14 protein-coding genes are annotated in these 15854 nt (G+C 62.2%); 8 read left to right on the top strand and 6 right to left on the bottom strand.

Translation table 11 applies throughout. The features are described from left to right. Positions 1 to 17: 17 nt before the first annotated feature. Both BLW50_RS01255 and BLW50_RS01250 read right to left on the bottom strand, forming a co-directional pair. Positions 18 to 635 (bottom strand): GyrI-like domain-containing protein, encoded by a 618-nt coding sequence (locus tag BLW50_RS01255; RefSeq protein ID WP_244544100.1) that lies wholly within the window; start codon positions 633 to 635, stop codon positions 18 to 20. Positions 636 to 706: 71 nt separating this feature from the next. Further along, positions 707 to 1306, bottom strand: a complete 600-nt coding sequence (locus tag BLW50_RS01250) for a helix-turn-helix transcriptional regulator (protein WP_244544099.1) — start codon at positions 1304 to 1306, stop codon at positions 707 to 709. Between the two features lie 185 nt (positions 1307 to 1491). On the opposite strand from BLW50_RS01250, the gene BLW50_RS01245 reads away from it, so the two are divergent. Then, positions 1492 to 2937 (top strand): MFS transporter, encoded by a 1446-nt coding sequence (locus BLW50_RS01245; protein ID WP_090696393.1) that lies wholly within the window; start codon positions 1492 to 1494, stop codon positions 2935 to 2937. Positions 2938 to 2973: 36 nt separating this feature from the next. On the opposite strand, the gene trpS is transcribed toward BLW50_RS01245, so the two are convergent. The 4 genes from trpS to BLW50_RS01225 all read right to left on the bottom strand — a co-directional run bounded on the left by trpS (position 2974) and on the right by BLW50_RS01225 (position 7739). Next, positions 2974 to 4026, bottom strand: coding sequence for a tryptophan--tRNA ligase (gene trpS / locus BLW50_RS01240; RefSeq protein ID WP_090696392.1), 1053 nt, complete (start codon positions 4024 to 4026; stop codon positions 2974 to 2976). Positions 4027 to 4275: 249 nt separating this feature from the next. Next, positions 4276 to 5709: a homospermidine synthase gene (locus BLW50_RS01235; protein WP_090696390.1), complete on the bottom strand. Its 1434-nt coding sequence runs from the start codon at positions 5707 to 5709 to the stop codon at positions 4276 to 4278. Positions 5710 to 5883: 174 nt separating this feature from the next. After that, a complete protein-coding gene (locus tag BLW50_RS01230; protein ID WP_090696388.1) occupies positions 5884 to 6492 on the bottom strand; it encodes a GNAT family N-acetyltransferase in 609 nt (202 codons plus the stop codon). A gap of 104 nt (positions 6493 to 6596) precedes the next feature. Further along, positions 6597 to 7739, bottom strand: a complete 1143-nt coding sequence (locus tag BLW50_RS01225; RefSeq protein ID WP_090696385.1) for a type III PLP-dependent enzyme — start codon at positions 7737 to 7739, stop codon at positions 6597 to 6599. A 683-nt stretch (positions 7740 to 8422) separates the two neighbouring features. On the opposite strand from BLW50_RS01225, the gene BLW50_RS01220 reads away from it, so the two are divergent. The 7 genes from BLW50_RS01220 (at position 8423) to BLW50_RS01190 (ending at position 15819) form a co-directional block, all read left to right on the top strand. After that, a complete protein-coding gene (locus tag BLW50_RS01220) occupies positions 8423 to 10042 on the top strand; it encodes an OpgD/OpgG family glucan biosynthesis protein (protein ID WP_090696383.1) in 1620 nt (539 codons plus the stop codon). 123 nt (positions 10043 to 10165) lie between these two features. Beyond that, on the top strand, positions 10166 to 11173 hold the full coding sequence (locus BLW50_RS01215; protein WP_090696381.1) for an ABC transporter substrate-binding protein: 1008 nt from the start codon (positions 10166 to 10168) through the stop codon (positions 11171 to 11173). A 2-nt stretch (positions 11174 to 11175) separates the two neighbouring features. Continuing rightward, complete coding sequence (locus BLW50_RS01210) at positions 11176 to 11931, top strand: ABC transporter ATP-binding protein (RefSeq protein ID WP_090696379.1); 756 nt, start codon at positions 11176 to 11178, stop codon at positions 11929 to 11931. Continuing rightward, complete coding sequence (locus tag BLW50_RS01205) at positions 11928 to 12734, top strand: ABC transporter permease (protein ID WP_090696377.1); 807 nt, start codon at positions 11928 to 11930, stop codon at positions 12732 to 12734. Before BLW50_RS01210 ends, BLW50_RS01205 begins: the two co-directional genes overlap by 4 nt. 94 nt (positions 12735 to 12828) lie before the next feature. Further along, the gene (locus BLW50_RS01200; RefSeq protein ID WP_090696375.1) at positions 12829 to 13824 is read left to right on the top strand and encodes a Bug family tripartite tricarboxylate transporter substrate binding protein; all 996 of its coding nucleotides are present in this window, start codon (positions 12829 to 12831) and stop codon (positions 13822 to 13824) included. A 121-nt stretch (positions 13825 to 13945) separates the two neighbouring features. Beyond that, complete coding sequence (locus tag BLW50_RS01195) at positions 13946 to 14944, top strand: 2-hydroxyacid dehydrogenase (protein WP_244544098.1); 999 nt, start codon at positions 13946 to 13948, stop codon at positions 14942 to 14944. A 104-nt stretch (positions 14945 to 15048) separates the two neighbouring features. Beyond that, complete coding sequence (locus BLW50_RS01190) at positions 15049 to 15819, top strand: AprI/Inh family metalloprotease inhibitor (protein ID WP_170849918.1); 771 nt, start codon at positions 15049 to 15051, stop codon at positions 15817 to 15819. Positions 15820 to 15854 lie beyond the last annotated feature (35 nt).

The raw sequence follows: 15854 nt of genomic DNA, 5'->3' as shown, positions 1-15854 counted from the left end.
TTCTCAACGAAACAACGTCAGCCCGCCGCACGCACGGGCTGACGTAAAATCGTCTTCAATTTCTCAGGCGCTGTTTTGCGCGCATCGCTGAGATAAATCTCGTGATGCTTGCCGCTCATGGCAAAGCCGTTGGCTGGCAGAAATTCGTCGTGCAACCGCTGCAGCACCGGCCCTTCATCATCGTAAGATCCGATATGCAGGATCTGGACACAGCGTCCCTCCTCGAAGGTCTCAAGCCGTAGCAAATCGATCGCGGCCGACGCGCCCTTCTTGCGCTGCGTCTCGATCGCTTGCGCCACCATGGCAGGATCGATCCAATCCGGCTGACCGATCATCATCGTCCACCGCCAGACATCTTTCGCTCGCGCGCGAAACACTCTCATGTCGTCCGCCCACCACAGGCCTTCGAGCGGACGCACCACATAGTCCTTGTCCAAGGTTTTCTTGCTTGCGAATTTCAGCGTGTAGGAAACGGAATACAGCGCCTCAAGAGCCTCTTTGTAACTCTGGGCAGTGTTGGGATCTCCCTGGCCGTCGATCATCAAAAAACGCAACGCCGGCACGTCAACAAGCGAGAATGTGCCTTTTGCCGGAGCGTAAAGATCCTTCCGCTCGATTTTGATATCGCCCTTCACCGGTCCCTCTCGCGCGCGAAGCCTCAGCTTACTTTGCTCATCATGCTGCCAGATGATGACAGGATCAGCGGCTAGCGGACACGGATGCGATAGGCGCAGCGTCGCGCGCCTTTCACAATATGCTCGGCTCTTTCAATCGTGCAGTGCGGCCCCAGCATCTCATGGAAAATAGCGAGCTCGGCACGGCAGAAATCCTGACAGGCCGTTGCGGCCGCGCAGATCGGGCAATGATTCTCTATCAGGAACCAGCCGTCGCCATCATCCGCCGGACGCCACTCCGCCATATAGCCTTCCTGGCTTCGGATCGCGGCCAACGCTGCGATGCGCGCCTCAAGACCATCGACATCCGCCAACGCCGCGCGATAGGCCGTCCGCGTTTCATCTTCACGCGCGCTGATCACCCGGTCGAGCGCATCCTTGCCCAAAATCTCGCGCATGTTGCGCAGCAGGCTCACCGTCAGCTCGGCATGGGTGTCGGGGAAGCGCGCATGGCCGCGATCGGTCAACCGCCAGAATTGCGATGGACGTCCGACGCCACGCGCGACGGCTTCGGTCTCGACAAGTCCTTCGCCGGCGAGCTTCATCAGCTGCTGGCGGGCGTTCTCGCCCGTCGTCCCCAACGCCTGCCCCAGATCCGAGGCCGTTTGCGGTCCACGCGTCTTCAGCAGCATAAGCAACCGATCCGCGACGGGACGGGATAAAGCGCGCTCATTTTCCAAGTCAAGTATTGACATATTTTCCGGCCGGATATATTCCAAGCATTAACTTGATATATAGTCAGAGACGTGCTTTTGCAACCGTCCGCTGAAGGTCGACGAACAAGCTTGTCCCGGGCATTTGCCATAAGGAGTTTTCGATGAAGGACCAGCATGTTGGCTGGGGCGTCCTGTTCTCTGGCAAGAACGGCATCCGCTCCATTGCGCTGGCTGGCGGCGTCGGACTGCACGCCATCAATGTCTATGTCGCGACCACCATCCTGCCATCGGTCGTCAATGACATCGGCGGGCTCGACTATTATGCCTGGAACACAACCCTCTTCGTCGTCGCTTCGATCCTCGGGTCGGCGCTCTCGGCCAAATTGTTGCAAGCAAGCGGGCCGCGCGGCGCCTATGCTATCGCGGCCCTGATCTTCGGCCTCGGGACGCTGCTCTGCGCCGCCGCGCCCAATATGCCGGTCATGCTTGTCGGTCGCTTCGTGCAGGGGCTGGGCGGCGGCTTCCTGTTCGCGCTCGCCTACGCGATGATTCGTATTGTCTTCGAGGAAGCCCAGTGGCCGCGCGCCATGGCACTCGTCTCCGGCATGTGGGGCATAGCCACTCTCGTCGGACCAGCCGTCGGCGGCATTTTCGCCGAGATCGGCGCCTGGCGCGCCGCCTTCTGGACCATGCTTCCGATCATCGCGCTCTTCGCTTTCCTGGCTTTCACCGTTCTGCCCCGCAAGAACCGCGACCAGATTGAGCGCACCGGCCTTCCCTTCGCGCAATTGGTTCTTCTCACCCTTGCAGCGCTGGCCATCTCGCTCGGCAGTCTCCGGCAGGAGCTTGCCTGGAATGGAGCTGGCGTGGCGGTCGCTTTGCTGTTGCTGGTGCTGTTTGGCCTCGTCGAGCATAACGCCCGGCAGAGGCTGCTGCCGCGCGGCTCCTTCAATATCAGCGCGCCCTTAGGGCTCGTCTTGGCGATGATGGCGCTTCTGTCGATCACCGTGACGACGACCGAGATTTTCGTGCCGCTCTTCCTTCAGGTTCTGCACGGGCAATCGCCACTGGCCGCCGGCTATATCGCGGCTGCGATGGCTGCCGGTTGGACCACGGGCGCTATCGCCAGTTCGGGCGCGCGCGGCCGAGGTGCTGATCGCGCCATCATTCTCGCGCCGCTCCTCTCTTTGACCGGCATGATCCTGTTGGCGCTGCTCGTCCCCGGCCCCTCGCAAGGACAATGGCAATCGCTGACCGTGATCAGCTTATCCCTGATCAGCGCCGGCATCGGCGTCGGGATCGGCTGGCCGCATTTGTTGACGCGCGTGCTGCAGGTGGCGCCAGCGGACGAGCAGGATCTGGCCTCAGCCTCGCTCACCACCGTTCAGCTTGTCGCCACCGCGCTCTGCGCGCCTATCGCCGGCATCGTCGCCAATCTCGCGGGCCTCACCGATCCCGGCGGCGTTACCGGAACGTCGAGCGCCTCCTTCTGGCTCTTCGCTGTCTTCGCGCTGGCGCCGGCCTTGGCCTTCCTCGCGGCGCTCAAGATCGCACGGGGCCGCAGGCGCCCGACGGTCGTGGCGCTGCCGCGTCCATCGCAAACGTAGCGAAGTCACTCTCGACGGCCCGGTGCGCCCGGGCCGTCACACCCATCTGAACAGCCCCAGTCCGGCATGCACTTCCGCCTGCGTAGCAACTGTCACTTCGCGCGCACGCTCGGTGCCTGTGCGCAGAATATCCATCACCCTATCGGGATCGCGCGCCAGAGCCGCACGTCGTTCGCGGATCGGACCGAGAAGTTCGACCAGCAAGCGTTCCAGCCGACGCTTCAAGGCCACGTCGCCAAGGCCGCCACGTCGATAGTGCGCCTTCAGTTCGGCCACGGCTTCGATGTCTGGATCGAAAGCATCGAGATAGGTGAAGACGACATTTCCCTCCACCGTACCGGGATCGCTGACGCGCAGGTGATTGGCATCGGTGTACATGCGGTTCACCGCATCGGCGATCTCCCCATCGGAAGCCGAAAGCGCGATGGCGTTGCCAAGCGACTTACTCATCTTCGCCTTGCCATCGACGCCGGGTAGTCGCCCCACCTGCGGGATCAGCGCTTTGGCCTCGACCAAGACATCCCGGCCAATCTGCCGGTTCAAGCGCCGCACGATTTCGTTGGTCTGCTCGATCATCGGCAATTGATCTTCACCGACGGGCACCACCGTCGCCTTGAAGGCGGTGATATCGGCCGCCTGCGCCGCTGGATAGCAGAGGAAACCCGCCGGAATGTCGCGACCAAAGCCGCGCATTTTGATCTCATCTTTCACCGTCGGGTTACGCTCGAGCCGCGCGACGGTGACGAAGTTGAGATAGAGCACGGTCAGCTCGGCCAACGCCGGCAGCGCCGATTGCACGCAGATCGTCGTCACCTGCGGATCGATGCCACAGGCGAGATAATCGGTGGCGACTTCCAGGACATTACGCGTCACCTTGGCCGGGTCATGTGCATTGTCGGTGAGCGCTTGCGCATCGGCGAGCAACAGGAACTGCCGATGGCTATGCTGCAAGGCGACGCGATTGCGCAGCGAGCCGGCATAATGGCCAAGATGCAACGCACCGGTGGTGCGATCACCCGTGAGAATAATGGGTTTTTCGGCAGTTGGTTTTTCGGACTTGGGATTTTCGGATTTGGGCTGAACAGACATCGGTGTCTCCTAGAAAGAGCCGCCGCAATGTCGAACGTCAGAAAAAATCCGTGTGCGCCAAAACGGCGGCACGGTCGTGCATGAACGACAGGCCGCTCCTTAGAAGGAGCGCCACCAGCAGAGGAAGAGCTGCGCGGGTTTGTTCATAGTGCGCCTTCATAGCAGGCGCCGTTGGCCCGGCCAAGAGCTACCCAGAGAGCTGGCCCGGCAAAGCAACCCTGGCGCGGAAAACCGCGCCAGGGCCGATCATTAACGCACCAAGACGTTGCGGAACTGCCACGGATCGCTGCTGTCGATGTCTTCCGGGAAGAAGCCCGGGCGACCTTCCAGCGGCGTCCAGTCGGTGTAAACGCCGACGACCGGGCCAAGATAGGGCAACTGCACTTCGAGGCAGCGGCGATAATCCATCTCGTCCGCCTCAACGATACCCGCCGTCGGATTTTCCAGCGCCCAGACCATGCCCGCGAGCACGGCCGAGGTCACTTGCATGCCGGTCGCGTTCTGATACGGCGCGATGCTGCGCGCCTCCTCGACCGAAAGCTGCGAGCCAAACCAATAGGCGTTCTTGCCATGGCCGTAGAGCAGCACGCCGAGTTCGTCGATACCGTCGGCGATCTCGTCTTCTTCAAGGATGTGCACCTTGTCCTGCACCTTGCCGCCCTGGCCGAACATTTCATGCAGGCTCAGCACCGCGTCGTTGCACGGGTGATAGGCATAGTGACAGGTCGGCCGGAACGCCGGCTTGCCGGCCGCATCACGCACGGTGAAATAGTCGGCGATCGAGATCGACTCGTTATGCGTGACGAGGAAGGCATATTGCGCCTGCGCCGTCGGCGTCCACGAACGCACCCGCGTGTTGGCGCCAGGCTGCAGCAAGAAGATCGCCGCGCCACAGCCTTCCGCGTGGGTGCGGGCGTTCTCCGGCATCCACTTCTCGTGGGTGCCCCAGCCCAGCTCCGCCGGCTGCAAGCCTTCCGACACGAAGCCTTCGACCGACCAGGTGTTGACGAAAACGCGCTGCGGCTTCGGCGACTTGGCACGCTGCGTATCGCGTTCGGCGATATGCACGCCCTTGACGCCAAGCTGCTGCATCATCTTGCCCCAGCCTTCACGCGCCGTCGGCGTAGGAATGCTGACGCCAAGATCGGCGGCGAGATTGACCAGCGCCTGCTTGACGAGCCACGACACCATGCCGGGGTTGGCACCGCAGGTCGACACCGCGGTCGTCCCACCTGGATTGCGCCGCTTGGCCGCAAGCAGGGTCTCGCGCAGCGCGTAGTTAGTGCGCGCTTCCGGCCCCTTGCTCTTGTCGAAATAGAAACCCGGCCACGGCTCGACGACGGTGTCGACATAAAGCACACCGATCTCACGGCAGAACTCCATGAGGTCGACGGAACCCGTATCAACCGAAAGATTGACGCAGAAGCCCTGCCCCTTGCCGGCCTTCAGCAGCGGCTCCAGCAAGGTGCGGTAGTTTTCCTTGGTCACGGCTTCATGCAGGAAGGTGATGCCGCGCTCATCGAGCAGGCGGCGATCAGCATCGTCGGGCGCGATGACCACGAATTTCGACTTGTCGAACTGAAAATGGCGTTCGATCAGCGGCAGGGTGCCGCGGCCGATTGAACCAAAGCCGATCATGACGATCGCGCCATCAATCCGGCCATGCACGGGCCAATCCGTCATTTTTCTTACTCCTGGAATTTTTTGGAAAATAGCGGGCTCGAATGTTGAGCCCATACGTTCGGGGAGCCGGCCCCACGGGAGAGCCGGTCGATGTGCTGCCAAAAAGCAAACCGCACCGTCACGGTCAATGAAAATTGGCCGGGACGGTGCGGGCGGTGTTACAGGCGGCTGAAACTAGGCCGCGCGACGAACATCCCTCGCAGATGCCGGCGCGAGGAGGCAACCACGCGCGCCGGCCAGAGTGCCCGGTTTCAATTCAAGCCCCAGGAAACGGGCCCGATCGACCGGCCCCGGCATGTCGAGCGCACCGGTCAGCGCGGCTGAAAAGCCGAAACGCTCGTAATAAGCGGCGTCGCCCACCAGCAGGATGGCGCCATGGCCGCGCGCGGCGGCACGGGCAATCGCCTCGCGCATCAGCATGCCGCCGATCCCAAGCGCCCGATCCTTGACCTTAACAGCAAGCGGGCCAAGCAGCAGCGCCGGACGCCCATCGGCGTCCCGCACGTGCCACAGGCGAACACTGCCGACGACCTCCCGGTCAACGGTGGCGACGAGCGCCAGCCCGCGCGCCGGCGCCTGGTCCTCGCGCAGCCGCTCGCTCGACTTCAGCCGCCGGTCAAGCCCCATGGCGCTGTCGAGCAGCGCTTCGCGCGCGTTCAGGTCAGCCGCGCGCTCCTCACGGATCACGATGCGACGACGATCCGGCAGCGCCCGCAGCGAGGCCGCGGCGACCGGTTGATGTCCGGCAACGGCCGGTTGGGAAACATGCGCAGACAGGGTCATCCGATCCTCCTCTTGGAGATCAGGCGAGCCTCGCACCCCCGGCAAGTTTCTCTCTTGCACAGGGGCCGTTCGGTACTGGGAAACGATCTCAGATCAAAGATCTGTTAGATCACGTGGGTTTCGAGCGGCGGGAAGCCGTTGAACTCGACGGCCGAATAGGTCGTCGTGTAAGCGCCCGTGCCTTCGATCAACACTTTCGCGCCGATCTCCAGCGAGACGGGGAGCATGTATGGCTCCTTCTCGTAGAGCACGTCGACGGAATCGCAGGTCGGCCCGGCGATCACGCACGGCTCCATCTCGTCACCATCGACGGCGGTACGGATCGGATAGCGGATCATCTCGTCCATGGTCTCGGCCAGTCCGTTGAACTTGCCGATGTCGAGGTAAACCCATTTCACCTTATCGTCATTCGCCTTCTTCGAGACCAGAATGACTTCCGCCTCGATCACGCCGGCATTGCCGACCATGCCGCGACCCGGCTCGATGATCGTCTCCGGGATACGGTTGCCGAAATGCTTGCGCAGGCTGCGGAAGATCGACTGGCCGTAGGCCTTCACCGCCGGCACGTCGCGCAGATATTTCGTCGGGAAGCCACCGCCGAGGTTGACCATCGACAGGTGAATGCCGCGTTCGGCCAGTTCACGGAAGATGCCAGCCGAGGACTTCAGCGCGCCGTCCCACATCTTCGGATTACGCTGCTGCGATCCAACGTGGAACGAAATGCCATAGGCGGTCAGGCCCAAGCGATGTGCATGTTCGAGCACGCCCACAGCCATTTCCGGCACGCAGCCGAATTTACGCGACAGCGGCCATTCGGCGCCGGCGCCGTCACACAGGATGCGACAGAACACCTTCGCGCCCGGAGCAGCACGTGCAACCTTCTCGACCTCGGCGACGCTGTCCACGGCGAACAGACGAATGCCGAGCTCGTAGGCGCGCGCGACGTCACGCTCCTTCTTGATGGTGTTGCCGAAGCTGATGCGATCGGGCGAACAGCCAGTGGCGAGCACCTGCTGAATCTCGACCACCGAAGCGGTGTCGAAGCAGGAGCCCAGCTTGGCGAGCAAATCGAGCACGGCCGGCTGCGGGTTCGCCTTCACGGCGTAGAACACGCGCGTGTCCGGCAACGCCCGAGCAAAAGCGTTGTAATTGTCGCGCACGACCTCGAGGTCGACGACAAGGCAAGGTCCGGTATCGCGGCCTTCGGCACGGCGAGCGCGGAAAAATTCCAGAATGCGATCGGTCATCGCGGCATCCCTTCCAATGGCGCGGCCTCAGCCGCGCAATACCATTCAACATCGGGTGGAAGACGCGCACTTGGGCCGCCGCGCTGTGGAGACGCGGCAAGCGTGTGTGAGCATCAACCGTGACCGCGAGCAGCTTGCAGAACCTTGAGTAAGGACCTGCGAAACCACCCCGGTCGGGTGCTGCGCCGTTGGCTCTTGCGCCACGTCAGGCCACGGACATGTCCATGGACCTTTGGTGGTCTGGGAAGCCTTCGTTTGGAATGGGGGAGCCCCGTTCCGCACGCCCGGCAAGAAAGACTAGCCTCTTCGGTAAGCCAGATTTGGATTCTGGCAGAGACGAAAAAGCCCGGTCCGTCGTTGCTTTAAGTCGCGTCCCCCGTTTGGCGGGGTTCGCCGGTTCGCTCCGGCTGCCGGTTTTTACTGACGGTTAACCGGCCTCTTGTCCGGACCCCGTCAACCGACACACGACCACAGGCACGTGCGATTTGGGCAAGGCGGAAAATACGCATCATCGCGCTGGGTTCAAGTGATATTTTCGTAATCTGTGATTTTTTTTGTTAGCTGAGACAATGCGTCCACGTTCATGGCACCAGAACCACATCTTGCCGCCATGCCAAAACCGCTTTACTGGCATCTCATCTCGCAACGACACATCCTCCGCAAGCCCAGTTGAAGGGAGCGCCATGACCGAAGTGACACGCCGTACCATTGTCGCTGGAATGGCAGTAGCCGCGGCGGCGATTCCGGCCGCAGCCAACGCCCAGTCCACGCAAAAACCGCCTGCGCCGCAGCCACAAACTGCTCCGCCGGCCAATCAGCCGACGTTTGGCTTCGAGGATGTGATCAAGCGTGCCCGGGAGGTCTCAGCGGCTCCCTACGATGCCTCCGTGACGCCCCTGCCCGAACAGCTGACCAAGCTCGACTTCGACGCTTGGCGCGAGATCCGCTTCCGCTCCGACCGTTCCATGCTCGGCGCCACCGGCGGACGCTTCCGCCTGCAACTTTTCCACCTCGGCCACCTGTTCCTGCGCCCGGTCACCATCAATACGATCCGCGACGGGGTCGCCACGCCGATTCCCTACACCGCCAATCTGTTCGATTACGGCCGCGCCAAGTTCGATAAGCCGCTGCCGGTCAACCTTGGCTTCGCCGGCTTCCGGGTCCATTACCCGCTCAACGACCCGCGCGGCAGCGACGAGATCCTGTCCTTCATCGGCGCCAGCTATTTCCGCTGGCTGGGCCGCGACCAGAAATACGGCCTCTCTGCCCGCGGGCTCAGTATCGGCACCGGCCTCCTCGACAATAACGAGGAATTCCCGTTCTTCCGCGAGTTCTGGATCGATACGCCCGATGCCAACACGGACCACCTGACGATCTACGCGCTGCTCGACAGCCCGTCCCTGGCCGGCGCCTACAAATTCGTCTTCACGCCCGGTCCGGAAACGCCTGTCGACGTCGAGGCCAATCTGTTCCCGCGCAAGCCCATCGACCGCATGGGCCTGGCGCCACTGACCTCCATGTTCTTCCTCGGCGAGAACGATCGCCACCTCAACGACCGCAACAAATACGACGAATTCCGCACCGAGCTGCACGATTCCGACGGCCTTCTGATGCACACCGACAAGGGTGAATGGATCTGGCGCCCGCTTCGCAATCCGCTGGTGCAGGAGGTGCACAACTTCCCGGTCAGCAACGTCAAGGGCTTCGGCCTGATGCAGCGCGACCGCAATTTCTCCAGCTACCAGGACATCGAGCTGGCTTACGAAGAGCGGCCGAGCTACTGGATCGAGCCGAAGGGTAATTGGGGCGACGGCCGGATCGAGCTGATCGAACTCGCCACCAAGGACGAAACCTTCGACAATATCATCACCGCTTTCATCCCCAACACCCCGATCGAGGCGGGCAAGCAGTTCAGCTTTGCCTATCGCATGCGTTCCATGCACGACGGCAACAATCTCAACTCGCTCGGCAAGGTGCTCCACACCTTCAATGCGCCCGCCTATGCACTGGGTTCGGCCGAGGCCGTGGGCCACAATACCCGTCGCTTCATGATCGATTTCAACGAAGGCGACCTCGCCTATTATCTCAATCAGCCGAACGCCATCGAGATCGTCGCCGATGCCACCAACGGCAAGGTATTCCGTAAATTCCTGGTGCCAAACCCGGCGATCAAGGGCTTCCGCGTCATGCTCGACCTGGAAGTGAGCGCCGACGACACCACGACGATGACCTGCTTTCTGCAGGCCGGCCGCCGCCGCCTGACCGAAACCTGGGCCTATTCCTGGAAGATCTACAACTTCTGAGGACTGGATTAGACTGACTTTTCAGCCCCCTGCGTCACCGGCGGCCTTGCACTTGGCCGCCGGAGTGGCGAAAGATGCGCGGACTTTCCACTCAGAGGGCCCGCATCGGCCGCAGGAGGCAGCATGTCACGCAATGCAATCACCACCCTTATTTTCGCGGCTGCCGCCGCGCTGGCCTCCAGTCAGGCCTCAGCCCTCGACAAGGTGACCTTCGCCACCAACTGGCTGGCCGAAGCCGAACACGGCGGCCATTACCAGGCGCTGGTCGACGGCACCTATGCGAAATACGGCCTCGACGTGAAAATCCTGCCTGGCGGCCCGCAGACCAACAATCGCCTGCAGCTCATCGCCGGCAAGATTGAATTCTACATGAACGGCAACATGATTCCGTCGTTCACCGCGGTCGAGGAAAATGTCCCCATCCGCGTCGTCGCTTCGATGTTCCAGAAGGACCCGATCGTTTTCATGTCGCATCCCGGCCAGGGGTTCGACAAATTCAGCGATCTCAACCGCGCCACCATTTTCGTCGGCAAGGAAGTCCTGGTGAACATCTTCCAGTGGATGAAGCAGGACTATGGTTTCAAGGACGAGAATGTAAGACCCTACGCCTTCAACCCAGCGCCCTTCATCGCCAATAAGAAGTCAGTCCAGCAGGGCTACGTCACCTCCGAGCCTTTCGCCATCGAACAAGTCGGCAAATTCAAGCCCAATCTGTTCCTGATGGCTGACTACGGCTTCGACAGCTACTCGACCACGATCGAGACGCGCAACGACCTGATCGCCCAAAACCCTGATCTAGTGCAGCGTTTCGTCGATGCTTCGATCATCGGCTGGTACAATTATATGTACGGCGATAACAGCAAGGCGAACGAACTCATCAAGCGCGAAAATCCGGAGATGACGGACGAGCAGATCGCCTTCTCCATCGCCAAGATGAAAGAATTCGGCATCGTCGACTCCGGTGATTCCCTCACCTTGGGCATCGGCGCCATGACCGACGCGCGCATGAAGAGCTTCTTCGACAAGATGGCCAAGGCGAAAGTGATCAAGGCCGATCTCGATTATCGCAAGTCTTACACGCTGCAATTCGTGAACAAGAAAGTCGGGCTCGACCTACGGCCGAAGAACTGACGATGGCTATGCTCGCCCATCTCAGTGGCGTCAGCAAAACCTTCGGCAATGGAACCTTGGCCCTGCGCGGCCTCGATCTCAAAATTGACGATGGTGAATTCCTGACCCTGCTCGGCCCTTCCGGCTGCGGCAAATCGACGGCATTGCGCCTGCTTTCCGGTCTTATGCCTCCTTCCGAAGGCGTGGTCGCCTGGCAAGCTGGCGCCGCGCCAGAAATCGGCTTCGTCTTTCAAGAGCCAACGCTGATGCCCTGGGCCAGCGTGTTCGACAATGTCTGGCTGCCGCTGCGCCTGCGCAACCAGTCACGCAAGGCCGCTACAAAGGAGGTCGAGCAAGCGCTCGATCTCGTCGGCCTTGCCGATGTCGCCCATGTCTATCCGCGCGAGCTTTCCGGCGGCATGAAAATGCGCGCCTCGATCGCCCGCGCGCTCGTCACCCATCCGCCGCTCCTCCTGCTCGACGAACCCTTCGCAGCGCTCGACGAGATCACCCGGTTCAAGCTCAACAACGACCTGCTGCGGCTCAAGACCGAACTCGGCGCCACGATTGTTTTCGTCACCCATTCGGTGTTCGAAAGCGTCTATCTGTCGAGCCGCATCGCCGTCTTCTCGGCGCGCCCTGGCAGGATCATCGGCGAGATCGAGATCCCTGAACCGCTGCCCCGCGACGAAAGCTTCCGGCTGAGCCCCGCCTATGCCGAGCATTGCCGCGTCGCCTCGCAGATGTTGCAGCGGGCCATGCAGGACCAGGCGGCATGAGCGAACCACGCCGGCGGGCTACGACACGCTCTCTCATGGATATCGTTCTGCCGATCCTGGTCTTCCTCGGCGCCATTGGCCTGTGGGAAGCAATGGTGCGCCTCAACGACATCCCGCCCTATCTGCTCCCAGCGCCAAGCCTGATCGCTCAAACCATCGTCAAGGATTGGCCGCTGCTGTCGGGCTCTCTGTGGGTGACGGTGAAGATCACCTTTTCAGCGCTGCTGCTCGCCATCGCCGGCGGCGTGTTGCTGGCGATCCTGTTCTCGCAATGGAAGTGGGTAGAGCGTTCGTTCTTCCCCTTCGCCGTCATCTTGCAGGTGACCCCCATCGTCGCCATAGCGCCGCTGCTGCTGGTCTATCTCGACGCGCAGAATGCGGTGCTGGTCTGCGCCTTCATCGTCGCCTTCTTCCCGATCCTCTCCAACACAGTCATCGGACTGGCATCGGCCGATCGCGGCTTGGTCGAATTGTTTCAGCTCTATCGCGCCTCACGCTGGCGGCAATTGACCTTGCTACGTCTGCCTTCGGCGCTGCCTTATTTCCTCGGCGGCCTGAAAATCGGCGGCGGCCTCGCGCTGATCGGCGCCATCGTCGCCGAGATCGCGGCAGGCTCAGCTGGTCAAGGCACGGGCCTGGCTTTCCGTATCGCCGAAGCCGGCTACCGGCTGAACATTCCGCGCATGTTCGCCGCGCTCGTCCTGATCTCAGTGACAGGCATCGCCATATTCCTGTTCTTTTCAGGACTCTCCCGGCTACTGCTCGGCCGCTGGCACGACAGCGAACGCGGGCACGAAACATGAGACATCACGTCCCAATAGCCACGCTTGAAGCTGCGTCGATTCCATGCAGGATGCACGCAAATTCAACATCCACCTCCCATAAAGGACTGTTTTGATGGCAAATCGCCTCGACTTCACCCGCCGATCCACCTTGAAAGTGCTCGGCACCGCCGCTGCGTCGTCGGTTCTGCCGGGCGTGAGCTTCGCCCAGACCAAATGGCCGAACGACCCGATCAAGTTCGTCGTGCCCTTCGGCGCCGGCGGCGTCGGTGACATCACCGCGCGCATCGCCGCCGAAAAGATCGGCGACAAGCTCGGCCAGCGTCTCTACATCGAGAACCAGCCGGCTGCGGGCGGCATCACCGCCGGACGCGCGGTCGCCGCCGCGAACCCCGATGGTAATACCGTGACCCTGTTCTCCAACGGCACGGCGATCAGCGTCGGCCTGTTCAAGCAACTGCCGTTCGACCCGGTGAAGCAGTTCCGCCCGGTTTCGACCATCAGCTTCTTCGACTTCATTTTCGTCACCGCCGCCGACCAGCCTTACAAGACCCTCGGCGATGTTCTGACCGCCGCCCGGGCCAAGCCGGGTCAGCTCAACATCGGCACCATCGCCGTTGGCAGCACCCAGCATCTGTCGGCTGAACTGTTCAAGTCGCAGGCCGATGTCGACATCCGCGTCGTCAACTTCCGCACCACGCCCGATCTCATGCTGGCGGTGATGCGCAAGGACGTTGACCTCATCGTCGATTCCTACGCCTCGCTGAAGACGAACATCGAAGACGGCTCGCTGCGCGCGCTTGCCACCTCCTCCGGCACCCGTTCGCAATGGCTCCCCAATCTGCCGACGGCGCAGGAAGCAGGTGTGCCCAACTTCGACGTCCTGTCGTGGAATGCCATCTACGTGCCGGCCGGCGTGTCTGACGAAATCGTCAACAAGCTCAACGGAATCATGCGCGAAGTGATGGCCGATGAAGACACCAAGAAGCGTATGCTCCAGATCGGTGTCGAATCCCGTGGCGGTACGCCGGAAGAAACACTGAAGCGCCTGACCGATGACATCACCCGCTGGACGGCGGTGATCGACAAGGCCAACATCGAAAAGCGCTAACGCGCCCGGGCAAATTGCGTTTCAACAGAACGCAATTTGCCCTGTTTTTTTGTCGATGCGGCGTTGACGAAGTCGCACCGCAAAGCGCGCTAACAAGCTTGTGCCAGAGGGAGAACAAAGCGTGAGCCAGATCGATATCCTTATGCCAGTGCCCGTGCCGCAACTGGTCAGGGACGCGCTGGACGCCCGTTACCGGGTGCACAAACTCTGGCTTGAAACCGACAAGGACGCGGCCCTTGCAAGGGTCGCTTCCGACATCCGCGCCGTGGCGACGGCCGCACCGATTCTCGCCGAGGATATGGTCTATCCGATCACGGCGGAGCTGATGCAACGGCTGCCGAAGCTCGAGATCGTCGCCAATCTCGGCGTCGGCTACGACAATATCGACGCCCGCTGGGCCGGCGGTCATCACATCTGCGTCACCAACACGCCCGACGTGCTGACCGAGGAAACCGCCGATACGGCGTTCGGCCTGGTGCTGAACGCGGTCCGCCAGTTCCCCCGCGCTGAGCGCTATCTGCGCGACGGCAAATGGCTGCAACGTCCGTTCGAGCTCACCGCCTCGCTGCGCGGGCGCACCATGGGCATTCTCGGCCTCGGCCGCATCGGCCAAGCCATCGCGCGCCGCGCCGAGGCCTTTGGCGTCAAGGTGATCTATCACAGCCGCAACGAGGCGCCCGGCGTGCCCTATCCCTATGCAGCGAGTGTGCTGGAACTGGCGCGGCAGAGCGATATCTTGATGATCGTCGTGCCCGGCGGCCCCGCCACGCGCCATATGGTCGACAAGGCCGTGCTGGAGGCGCTGGGCCCACAGGGCATTCTCATCAATATCGCGCGCGGAACCATCGTCGACGAGGCGGCGTTGATCGAGGCTTTGCGTAATCGCACCATCCTGACGGCCGGCCTCGACGTCTTCGCCGAGGAGCCGCGCGTCCCGGCGGAATTCCTCCAAATGGACCATGTCGTCTTGCTGCCGCACGTCGGATCGGCCTCGCAGGTGACGCGCGATGCGATGAGCCAATTGCAGGTGGACAACCTCGACGCCTGGTTCGATGGCAAGGATGTGCTCACGCCAGTCGCCGAGACGCCTTGGCGGCAGCCCGGCAAACAGGCAAAATAGAAAAGTTCCACCGCGAGGGGTGGAAGCGATTCGGGAGTTAGCTCATGCGGCGCAGGGTAATGTTACGCCCGTCTATTCTGTCCGGAACAATCATTGCGGGGGCCGTGGCCCTCACGGGAACGCTCGCCCTCGCAGCGGCGGCCCAAACCACCGGCGCGCCAGCGAGTTCAGCCGCGGCCGTCGGCAGCTGGGACATCACGCTCAATGACACGGAGCGCAAATGCCGCCTCACCCTGCGTGAGGACGCAGCGCCTAGCGGCGGTCAACTCTCCATCGGCCTGCCGCCCGGCTGTCGCCGCGCCATGCCCGTCCTGATGGACGTCACGGGCTGGAATGTGCCGGCCTCGGGCAAGATCGTCCTCAATGCGGCCACGGGCCAGCCCGTGCTGAGCTTCGACAGCGTCAAGGACGGTGAACTGAAGGCGACCGGCCCTGAAGGCGAGACCTACGAGCTCATCAACGCGGCGAAGGTTGTCGACACCGTGCCACGTTACAACGTGGCGCAATCATCAGCCCCCGGCCAGGCTCAGCAAGCCCAAGCCCAGCGCACCCAGGCTCAACGTCCGGCGGCTGCGCCGGCTTTGCGCATGTCCGATATCGCCGGTCGCTATGCGGTGATCCGTGAGAGCGGTCGTGACACCGGCTGCATGGTCACCCTGTCGGAACAGGGCCGTGGCCGTGGCATGAACCGCGCGCAGCTGGCACCGGCCTGCCGCGATCAGGGCATCGTCATCTTCGATCCGCTTGGCTGGAGCGTGGAACGCGGCCATGTCGTTCTGCACGCGCGCAAGGGCCACAAGCTCGAACTCAATGCCGACGGCGAGGGGCAGTGGATGAAGGACGGCGCCAAGCCCCTCGGGCTCAAGCGGCTTTAATTTCTACGCCAAAAAGGCTCTCGGCAAAATCGCGT

It is taken from the genome of Beijerinckia sp. 28-YEA-48, from assembly GCF_900104955.1.
Taxonomy (GTDB): Bacteria; Pseudomonadota; Alphaproteobacteria; order Rhizobiales; family Beijerinckiaceae; genus Terripilifer.
The sequence above is the reverse complement of the archived record's forward strand: the minus strand, read 5'-3'. Positions and strand labels throughout refer to the sequence as shown.